Genomic DNA, 8,660 nt, shown 5'->3' with positions numbered 1-8,660 from the left:
ACGGCATCAACACCTCCCGGCAAAAACCGAAAAGTGTTACCTATGTGTCCGGTACAAATCGTCACCTATGTCTCGGGCCGCTCAGACTCGCCGCCGCCGAGGGGAGGGCTGCTCGTAAAGGCCGGTTGCGAATGCGCCATGTGCTGATTCCGGTAATGGAATGCGGCCTTGTCCGGATCCTAGACACGCTGCTCAATGTCGGCGCAAACAAAGGATTGGGCTGCATTTGCCGGCGTGTCATTGCCGACCTTGCCGTAGCTTCCAAGGACAGTCTTGACGAGCGCTTCTCGGTCGAGGACGTGTTCAGCGCCACGCGCAGATCGTTGTTGTTGTCAAAGGGCTGTCGCAGCGGGCTACCATATAGTAGTGCGCGCACCTGTGACTTGAAGGTAAGCTGCTGCGATAAGAGACATGGCTTGAGGCGGGCGTACGGGCACGGCCTGGCGCTTCCTCAAGGATTGAGATGATCGTTCATTTAGTAGACGGCACATACGAGTTGTTTCGCCACTTCTATGGCCAACGCCGGTTCAACAACGGCCAAGACAGGCCGTTTGGCGCCGTCGTTGGCGTGCTGAACACCCTGCTGGAGATGATCGAGAATGGCGCCACACACATTGGGGTAGCGACAGATCATGTAATCGAGTCGTTCAGAAATCAGCTCTGGCCCGGCTACAAGACCGGGGATGCCATCGAGCCGGCATTGCTCGCGCAGTTCCATCCTCTTGAGAAAGCCCTGGCGGCCATGGGAGTGGCGGTCTGGCCGATGATCGACCTAGAAGCCGACGACGCGCTGGCATCCGCGGCACGGAGCGCGGCTGCCGATGAGCGCGTGCAGAAGGTATGCATCTGGACGCCGGACAAGGATCTCGCGCAGTGCGTGCGAGGTGACCATGTGGTCCAGGTAGACCGAAGGACCCAGAAAATTCGCGATGCCACCGGCGTACGCGAGAAGTTCGGAGTTGAGCCGGCTCTGATTCCAGATTTCCTAGCGCTCGTCGGTGATGCCGCGGATGGCTACCCGGGTCTCGAGGGCATCGGCCTGGTGTCGGCCGCCCGGCTGCTTGGCCGCTATGGCCCTCTTGAAAGCTTTCCGCCTGAAGCCCTCGGCCGGCGTAGAGAGCTCGCACTTTTGTTCAAGAATCTCGCCACGCTGCGTACGGACGCTCGGCTTTTTGAGAATGTCGAAGAGCTGCGCTGGCGCGGCCCGACCAATGCGTTCGAGACGTGCGTAATCCAGCTAAATGATGCCCGGCTCCTCGCACGTGCGCTTAAAGCTCCCCGTAACTGACTTCGGACGCGAGGTCTGGAAGCGGCCTTTGGAAGGCCAGCGCCGATTCCCCAATCGCACAGGGGCACGGTAGGCGCGGCAACAGTCTTGAAGAACTCAGCCCAACGTTCCGGCGGGTGACAGGCGCTCACGTAGCATCTGAGTTGTCGATTCACGTTCAATGGCAAAGCGTGTCACACCTACGCACCTACGACCTAGATACAAGGCGGTCGCGTCCGGGTCGTGCCCCGCTGAGTGGTATAGCTCGGCGGTGACGAAGCCGCTCGGTCGCTCCGTGGGCGCGCCCTCAGTAAGAGGGAGCAGCATCTGAACCCTGCTTTGCCTTTCCCGTGATGGGAAGATACAAGACAACCTCATATATGCTCGATAGGCCTGTAAGGTGACGGCCATCTAAGACCGTCATTGGCGCCAAGCGAAGTTGCAGCAGATGCACAGTAAGGCGCTAGGTTTTGCGCTCGTCCAAACGTGACTGCTTGTTGGCGGCATCGGCCGATCCGCCCAGCGTGTCCGCGACCGTGGCACCTCGCGCCCCCATCGGTTGCTGCGCACCTGTGGTGGTGTCCTTGACTGTCTGATGCTCCATCTCAGCATTCAGCTCCGCACCTACAATCAGGATGATCACGGAAATCCAGGTCCACATCATCAAGCCGATGACCGCCCCCAGGGCTCCGTAGGTCGCGTTGTAGTTAGCGAAGTTCTCAAGATAAAAAGAGAAACCCACCGAGACTGCGATCCAAACCACAGCCGAGAGGAATGCCCCCCATGTGGCCCATCGCCACTTTGCCTTTTCGCGGCTAGGGCCGTAGCGGTAGATCAGCGTAATTCCGATTCCGACCATGATCAGCAAAACCGGCCACCGCAAGATCCGCACAAGGGTTTCCGTCCAGCCGCCGAGGTTCACCAGCGCAAGCATTGCGGGTACGATCCCGACCGAGATGATAAGGCCGATGCCAATGAGGATGGCGCCAAGGGTGAATCCCAAGGCCAGGAGATTCAGATGGATAAAGCCGCGCTTTTCAGTCTCCTCGTAAGCGATGTTCATTGCTTCAAACAGCGTCTTGATGCCGCTGTTGGCGCTCCACAGTGCGACCGCGAGACCGAAGATAAACCCAAAGCTGAGCGTGCTAGTGTTCTGAGCGGCCAATGAGTTAAGTTGCGATCTGATAAGATCCAAACCGCCCGAAGGCAGTATGCCGCCAAGGAATGAAATGTGCTCGGCGACCGTCTGAGGATCGGCGACGAAGCCGTAAATGGACACGAAGGCGGCAAGCGCTGGAAACAGGGCAAGAAGCAGGTAGAACGTGGCTCCGGCCGCGATCAACATGACGCGGTCCTCCATTACCTCAGCGAACACCCGCCACAGTACATCCCTCCAGCCGCGGCCGGAAATTTGCGATGGCCGTTCGGCATTGCGTCCGCGGCCCTCTTTGTCTGCTTGTCCAGCCCGCCGCTCCAGTTGCATTTGGTTTTCGTTGGAATCTTCGGCTTTGTTGTTCGACATGACTGCAGTCCGTCGCATCTTCCTCGACGGCAACGTTTAGGCGCGCCAATAGATGCAGGTGCAGACCTGCGCTCGCAAATAATCATCCGCCAGCTGCAGAAATACCGGCCATCTAACAACGACACTGCCCCGACTCTGACTCACGACCGCTTCCGAGGGCCGGAGTAGGGCTGTCCTGTCTCGCCTCGAGGGGCTATCTGACCACATCGTTCCGGCCGGTATCAGCACCGGCTGGCGCCATGTCCGGCGGCCTGTTCCACAGCAGCGACTTTGAAATCGTGGATGCGTTTCCAGAACGTCATGACGCACGAAGTCACGATCGCCATGCTGCAGGACCCTGGTTCGGCTGGCAAGCCAGACGAAAGTGAAACACGCGCCGGCCATGACGTGAAGGTCCTTCCGGTCTCAGGCGACAAGGACACGGGAAAACCTGCCCCGCCCAGGTGAAGCTCTTGCGCGGCCGCTGGAACGAAACATCCCTCGATGAGGTCTGTTCGTTTCCGAATGGATAATTTGACGATCAGGTCGATGCTTTCGCCGACGCTGCAAGCGAGCTCGCACTCGGATCGACCTTCACCCATGACAATATCTGACGGTCGAGACCACCGAAGCTGATTTTAATCAAAATGCTCTGGCAGGGCCTTCAACTGCTCGGTCGTCATTTGTGTGATAGCATGCACGGTGCCGTCTTCGTCCCGCATAAAATCGAGCTGAGTTGCATATAAGGCCACGCGCTTTGAGCCTATGCCGAGGAACCCACCAACATCGAAGACGACCTGCGCATGCTCGCCCGTTCCATGGATGTGGTCGACTGAACTGATTTCCTCATCGTCGCGACCGTAGATGGTGGCTCCCTCAACAACGTCTGCGCGCAGTTCAGAACTCGAAAGCCGTACGTGGATTGGTGTGGTCCATTTTTGGAGGCTCCTCTCCGGTTGGACTGAGGTAACCCCCGACAGGGCCAACCGTTCCGAACCGTCGTTCACGAGTGTCGTTCGCGGATGGGCACCGAGCGGGGATATGGCAGGCGCCTTGGCTGTCGCCGATCCCCTAAACGAGCTGGCGTTGAGTTCGAGCATCCGGTTTGGGGTCGTCTGTCGTGGCGGTTCGACTTGCAAACACCGAAGTAGGTCGGCCTGCCTGCTTAACCGCCTGAAAAACGCGCCCGAGCCGCGGCGGCAACTGTGCGCTATTTTGACATTTCGACCTTGCGGTGTCGGATTATTTGCATGCGAACGAGTTTTGCGAGGCTATCCTCCCCCTTCTTCAACGTACCATTCTGGGAGGAATGCATGGGTCCCCATGAGCAACATGCCGTTGAAATCGTGAGGACGAAAGAGTGGTCGGTTCGCGTGACGGTCAACGGCGCTACGATCACGGTCCCTTTCACAGCTGAGAGCTACGCGCGCTCGTTTGCAGATGGTGAGGCGTTCCGCCTCGGCGTTCAGGTGGAGCTCAGGAAGCCGGCGTAGTCGCGCCGTTTTGTCGGTAACGTGTGGCTCCGACCAGCTCACTACATCCTGCCGCGCGAGGTCAGGTGAAAGAGCCAGGCGGCGGCGGCTTGGCGGCCGCAATGGGGGCCCCCAACTCGCAACCTGCATCGTGGCCCCGAACCGCTGAAGAAAGTCGCGGAGCCGGCCCTTTGATTACAGTGGCTTCGACTGCGGCCACAGCTGCGTGCTGTTTCGTCGCGTTCGTCAGGTACTCAGGAGTACGCTGGGACGAGCCTCGTTTCGCGTAATGGCAACGCCATAGTGAGACGCAGGCCGCCGGGATTGTAATGCATTTCGATTTTCGCATTGCATTGCACCGTAACGACCCTTTCCAGCAATGTCGTTCCAAAGCCTCGTCGACTCGGCGGCTGCACAATGGGACCATTCCGCTCCTGCCAATGGAGATGCAGGATCTGCTCACCTGCGGAATCCGCTATCCACCATTGCACATCGAGGCGGCCTTCCGGGCGCGACAAGGCGCCGAATTTTGCTGAGTTGGAGGCAAGTTCATGAAACGCCATGCCCACAGGTATCGCAAGGTCGGCGACGAGGGCCACATTGGGACCACGTAGTGATATTCGCGGCTCGCCATAGATCTCGTAGTGGCTCAGTTCCGTCTCAAGCAATCTCTGTAATGAGGCCGTCTGCCAATAGTCGTCTGTAAGCATTGAATGCGTGTTGGCAAGGGACACGATTCTTGCGGAGAAATCACGCACGAAGCTGTCGACGCTATCGCTGGACCGGGCCGTCGCTCCCATCATCGCTCGCACATTGGCCAGGGTGTTTTTGACCCGGTGATGAAGCTCGAGGATCAACAGCTTTTGACGGTCAGCGACCTCCTGTTTTTGTTCGAGGTGGGACTTGACCTCGAGCTGGCGTGCACGCGCACGCAACGCCGACCTCACCGAATTGGCCAGACTTGAGGCCAGGAAAGGCCTTTCGAGAACGATGAGATACCGATCTAGAAACGCAAGACGCTTGTCGAATTCTGTTCCCCGCATGACCAGAAGAACCACTGGAAAATCGGACCACGCAGGTTGGTTGCGCAGCCAGGCGGCGAATTGGCTCCGGTCGGAATTGATGAGCGCCTCTTCGGCGACGACAAGGCAGTGTGCGCTGTCGAGAAACCCCAAAACCTCTTCCAGATTGGCACAGATGCGTGTGCCGATCCCGTGTTTTGCTAAGATCGAGGCCGCTAGCTGAGCGTCTCGACCAACCGGGGCGAGCACGAGTACGACGGGTTCTTTCGGCGTCATGGCTTCTTGTCAGCGAGCAGGTCGCTTTGTTTGCCCTCAAAAAAGGGCACGCCTGTAAGTATTCCCCTGAATTGGTCGAGCGGCTCGCCGACAGCTATGCCCTGGCTGCTGACCATGAATTCACGGATCGTGTCCTCGTGAGGACCAACCCGCCTCTTCACCACCGAAATCGCTCGCCGGATGCGACCGCCACTTTCGAAAAACCTCAGCAACATCACTGCATCAGACAGATAGGTCATGTCGATTGGGGCCGCCGTCTGGCCGATCAGCCCGTGATTGGCGAGCAGCAGGATCGTGACGATGCCCTTCTGGTTGAGGTAGGTGAGAATTTCATGCATCTGCAGCACAAGATGCTGCTCTTGGGACATCGAATTCAGATATCCCGTGAGGCTGTCGATCACTACGATCCGGGCATCAAACCGCTCGACTGCGAACTGAATCTTTGATGACAATTCGCCGGGTGAAAGGTCCGCCGGGTCGATCTGTTCGAGCAGGAGCATTCCGTCTTGCAGGAAGGGCTTGAGATCCATACCGAGACCAGCTGCACGTCCCAGGAAAATGCGGTCAGTCTCATCGAACAGCAGAACCAGGGCGCGCTCACCGCGCCCGAGCGCTGCATGACAGTAGGAGCAGGCTATGGTCGACTTCCCCACACCTGAAGGGCCGATCAAGAGCGTGCTTGTGCCCCGATCGAGGCCGCCGCCGAGCAGAGCGTCCACGCCATGTCCGCTTAAGGCCGGCGATCCGTGCTCGGCTTCAGGGTGCTCGGCGGCGACCAGTCGCGGAAAGACCGTGATCCCGCCCGGTCGGATAACGAAGTCGTGGTAACCGCCACGTATTTGCACCCCACGCATCTTGATCACCCGTAAGCGCCGCCGCTCGCCACCGTATATCGGAGTCAATTGCTCCATGCGGATCACGCCATGGCTGATCGAATGCAGGTTGAGGTCATCCTGCTCGGCCGTGAGGTCGTCGAGTAACAAGACCGTCGCGTGGTTGAGCAGAAAGAAGCTTTTCAGCGCCAGGACCTGCCGACGGTAGCGTAGTGAGCCCTGCGAGAGCAGCCGGATTTCTGAAAGCGAATCGAATACGACGCGCTGTGGCTTAATACGGTCGATCTCAGCCAAGGCCGCCTGCACGGTCTCTCCGAGTTCCAGGTCAGAAGAATGCACGAGTGTCTGCAGCTGGGAAGGATCAAGGCTGAGTTCTGGAGGAACGAGTTCCAGAATTTCTATCCCGCCCAGAGTCCAGCCGTGCCTGCTTGCCACGGATATGAGTTCGCGCTTGCTTTCGGATAGCGTAATATAGAGGCAGTTTTCGCCTTGCGAGGCCCCCTTGATAAGGAACTGAAGCCCGAGCGTGGTCTTGCCCGAACCAGGCCTTCCCTCAACGAGGTGTGACCGAAATTTGGCATAACCCCCGCGCAAAACATAGTCGAGGCCTTCTACCCCGGTCGCTAATGGTGAGGCGTCATCTTCGTTCACGTTGACGTTGCCCCTCATGTACGTTGCTGAACAGCGTAACGATTGTCAGTTTTGATGGTTCCAGAGGGCCGCACTACGCTGGATAAGGACAAGAGCCTCCCCTACAAACTGCTCACGACGCCGTTCGTGTCGGTGAGAACAATTCTGCCGGAGCGCGCAAGGCGGCGCAGGCGCTGCCAGCGATTGCTGGCGAGCGCGGGCTCCATATTCTGGCGGCGATCAATCTCGATGCGATCGCCGACGACGGTGACGGCAACAAGGGTTGCGTCATCGCGCTTGGAACGGTCGGCAAGCTGCTTCCGACGGCCCACGTCGGCGTTCCCGCGCATAGCGGTTTCTCCTGAATGGGCTGAACGCCGCGACTGTTGCCGCTGCCATAGCGGCCCGTGTGGAATGGGTCTCTGAGCTTACCGATAATGCCCAATTCCTTCTGGGCACACCGCCGAGCTTGCTCAATATGCGCGACGGCAAGTCCCGCTATGACGTAACGACGCCGGCTACGGCGTTCGCCGGCTTTAACGTTCTGAGCTATCGACGGAGCCCGGACGAGGTGCTTGATTGCATTGACCGGCTTTGCGCCGATGCTGCTTTTGCCTGCCTGCCGGAACTGAAGCAGCGCCGGCATTGCCAGCACGGCAGCGCAGCGATCGATCTCGTCGAAACAATTCCGCTGCATCGTTACAAGGCACTGCTGGACCGTCTCGATGCGGTAACAACATCAAGGCTTGGCACCGTCGGCGCGTCTCTTGGCGCGGGCGATCTCCCGCTGCCCCGAGCAATGCCTGCTGGTTACCGAAGAGGCATGGCGATTGAGCCGCTTGCCGGGACCGGCAATCGTCACCCGCTTCGGCTCGACACCCTATCTGCCAACGAACCTTTCCGACAGGCCGGCAGCGGCGAGGTTGCGCGAGATTGCCTTGCACATCGCAGCCGGCGCAACCGCACGCTATGATCTCGGCGATCGGCTGTGCGGATTGTTTCGCCGGCATCTCGAGATGAGCTTCTTTGGCGAGGCCACCGCATCCAGTCTCGACGTCGTCGCCCGCAACATGCCGATGTGGCGCGACGGCATTCGCTGGCCGAAATAAGGCGGGCTGGCCAACATTCTTACCATCAATATCGGCCCGTGGGGACGAGACTACCACACCCCGCTCGAGCGGCTTCACATCGGCTATGCTTTCGATGTCTTGCAGCAAGTCGTGAGTGATGTTTGTGCGGCGCTTCTTGCAAGGCAGGCGTAGCGCGCGGAAGCAGCAACTCGATACCTCGCCAGGAGCAAATCTGGAAGCCGAGGTTGCATGCCAGATCAGTCCTGAGGCATGCCGTCGCCGTGAAGAGAGTCTCAAGAACAGCTTCGCCAGCGCACCTCGAAAACCGGCTACCGCTATGACGAAGTGTTGGGAGGCTCGTCCGACTCCGCCAAACGATCGCGAATGGCTTGCTCCGTTTTGCTTGCCGTCTTTTTCACGACTTTTTCGACGCGGTCGACCAACGTCTCGGCGTCGCCGCTGGAACCCTGTCGGTCAGCCTCTTCCTTTACAGTCTCATATGCCTCGGCGGCGACCTGCTTGGCTTGCTCCACGCCTTCTTCAAAGACTTCCTCGGCACTGTCACGAAGCTTGTCGCGGTAGGGGCCGA

9 protein-coding genes and 2 pseudogenes are annotated in these 8,660 nt (G+C 59.0%); 5 read left to right on the top strand and 6 right to left on the bottom strand.

Translation table 11 applies throughout. From position 1 onward, the window contains the following. Together NKJ17_RS32905 and NKJ17_RS32900 are read left to right on the top strand one after the other, a co-directional pair. The coding region (locus NKJ17_RS32905) for a hypothetical protein (RefSeq protein WP_352691859.1) at positions 1–467 on the top strand (467 nt) is incomplete at its 5' end. Continuing rightward, positions 464–1,288, top strand: coding sequence for a 5'-3' exonuclease (locus NKJ17_RS32900; protein WP_352691858.1), 825 nt, complete (start codon positions 464–466; stop codon positions 1,286–1,288). The genes NKJ17_RS32905 and NKJ17_RS32900, both read left to right, overlap by 4 nt. A gap of 442 nt (positions 1,289–1,730) precedes the next feature. Here NKJ17_RS32900 and NKJ17_RS32895 read toward each other — a convergent pair whose 3' ends face one another. Next, positions 1,731–2,789, bottom strand: coding sequence for a YihY/virulence factor BrkB family protein (locus NKJ17_RS32895; RefSeq protein WP_352509293.1), 1,059 nt, complete (start codon positions 2,787–2,789; stop codon positions 1,731–1,733). 282 nt (positions 2,790–3,071) lie between these two features. On the opposite strand from NKJ17_RS32895, the gene NKJ17_RS32890 reads away from it, so the two are divergent. Next, positions 3,072–3,236, top strand: coding sequence for a hypothetical protein (locus NKJ17_RS32890; RefSeq protein ID WP_352691857.1), 165 nt, complete (start codon positions 3,072–3,074; stop codon positions 3,234–3,236). Positions 3,237–3,406: 170 nt separating this feature from the next. Here the strand turns inward: NKJ17_RS32890 and NKJ17_RS32885 are convergent. From NKJ17_RS32885 to NKJ17_RS32870, 4 genes and pseudogenes are all read right to left on the bottom strand, one after another. Then, positions 3,407–3,704: pseudogene (locus NKJ17_RS32885) on the bottom strand (PRC-barrel domain containing protein). Positions 3,705–4,494: 790 nt separating this feature from the next. After that, on the bottom strand, positions 4,495–5,538 hold the full coding sequence (locus NKJ17_RS32880) for a sensor histidine kinase (RefSeq protein ID WP_352509294.1): 1,044 nt from the start codon (positions 5,536–5,538) through the stop codon (positions 4,495–4,497). Continuing rightward, a complete protein-coding gene (locus NKJ17_RS32875) occupies positions 5,535–7,040 on the bottom strand; it encodes an ATPase domain-containing protein (RefSeq protein WP_352509295.1) in 1,506 nt (501 codons plus the stop codon). Before NKJ17_RS32875 ends, NKJ17_RS32880 begins: the two co-directional genes overlap by 4 nt. Positions 7,041–7,123: 83 nt before the next feature. Further along, positions 7,124–7,351, bottom strand: coding sequence for a hypothetical protein (locus NKJ17_RS32870; protein WP_352509296.1), 228 nt, complete (start codon positions 7,349–7,351; stop codon positions 7,124–7,126). Between the two features lie 128 nt (positions 7,352–7,479). On the opposite strand from NKJ17_RS32870, the gene NKJ17_RS32865 reads away from it, so the two are divergent. Further along, on the top strand, positions 7,480–7,974 hold the full coding sequence (locus tag NKJ17_RS32865; protein WP_352509297.1) for a hypothetical protein: 495 nt from the start codon (positions 7,480–7,482) through the stop codon (positions 7,972–7,974). Continuing rightward, a complete protein-coding gene (locus NKJ17_RS32860) occupies positions 7,940–8,110 on the top strand; it encodes a hypothetical protein (protein WP_352509299.1) in 171 nt (56 codons plus the stop codon). Before NKJ17_RS32865 ends, NKJ17_RS32860 begins: the two co-directional genes overlap by 35 nt. 296 nt (positions 8,111–8,406) lie before the next feature. On the opposite strand, the pseudogene NKJ17_RS32855 reads toward NKJ17_RS32860, so the two are convergent. After that, positions 8,407–8,660: pseudogene (locus tag NKJ17_RS32855) on the bottom strand (hypothetical protein); the annotation flags it as partial.

The organism is Mesorhizobium sp. M0208 (assembly GCF_040322015.1).
GTDB lineage: Bacteria > Pseudomonadota > Alphaproteobacteria > Rhizobiales > Rhizobiaceae > Mesorhizobium.
Note: the sequence above shows the minus strand (reverse complement) of the source record. Positions and strands in the feature narration are given on the sequence as shown.

Coding starts and splice junctions, on each gene's coding strand:
- NKJ17_RS32880 (WP_352509294.1), bottom strand. CDS start 5,538: ATGACGCCGAAAGAACCCGTCGTACTCGTGCTCGCCCCGGTTGGTCGA.
- NKJ17_RS32890 (WP_352691857.1), top strand. CDS start 3,072: ATGCGTTTCCAGAACGTCATGACGCACGAAGTCACGATCGCCATGCTG.
- NKJ17_RS32865 (WP_352509297.1), top strand. CDS start 7,480: ATGCGCGACGGCAAGTCCCGCTATGACGTAACGACGCCGGCTACGGCG.
- NKJ17_RS32900 (WP_352691858.1), top strand. CDS start 464: ATGATCGTTCATTTAGTAGACGGCACATACGAGTTGTTTCGCCACTTC.
- NKJ17_RS32895 (WP_352509293.1), bottom strand. CDS start 2,789: ATGTCGAACAACAAAGCCGAAGATTCCAACGAAAACCAAATGCAACTG.
- NKJ17_RS32875 (WP_352509295.1), bottom strand. CDS start 7,040: ATGAGGGGCAACGTCAACGTGAACGAAGATGACGCCTCACCATTAGCG.
- NKJ17_RS32870 (WP_352509296.1), bottom strand. CDS start 7,351: ATGCGCGGGAACGCCGACGTGGGCCGTCGGAAGCAGCTTGCCGACCGT.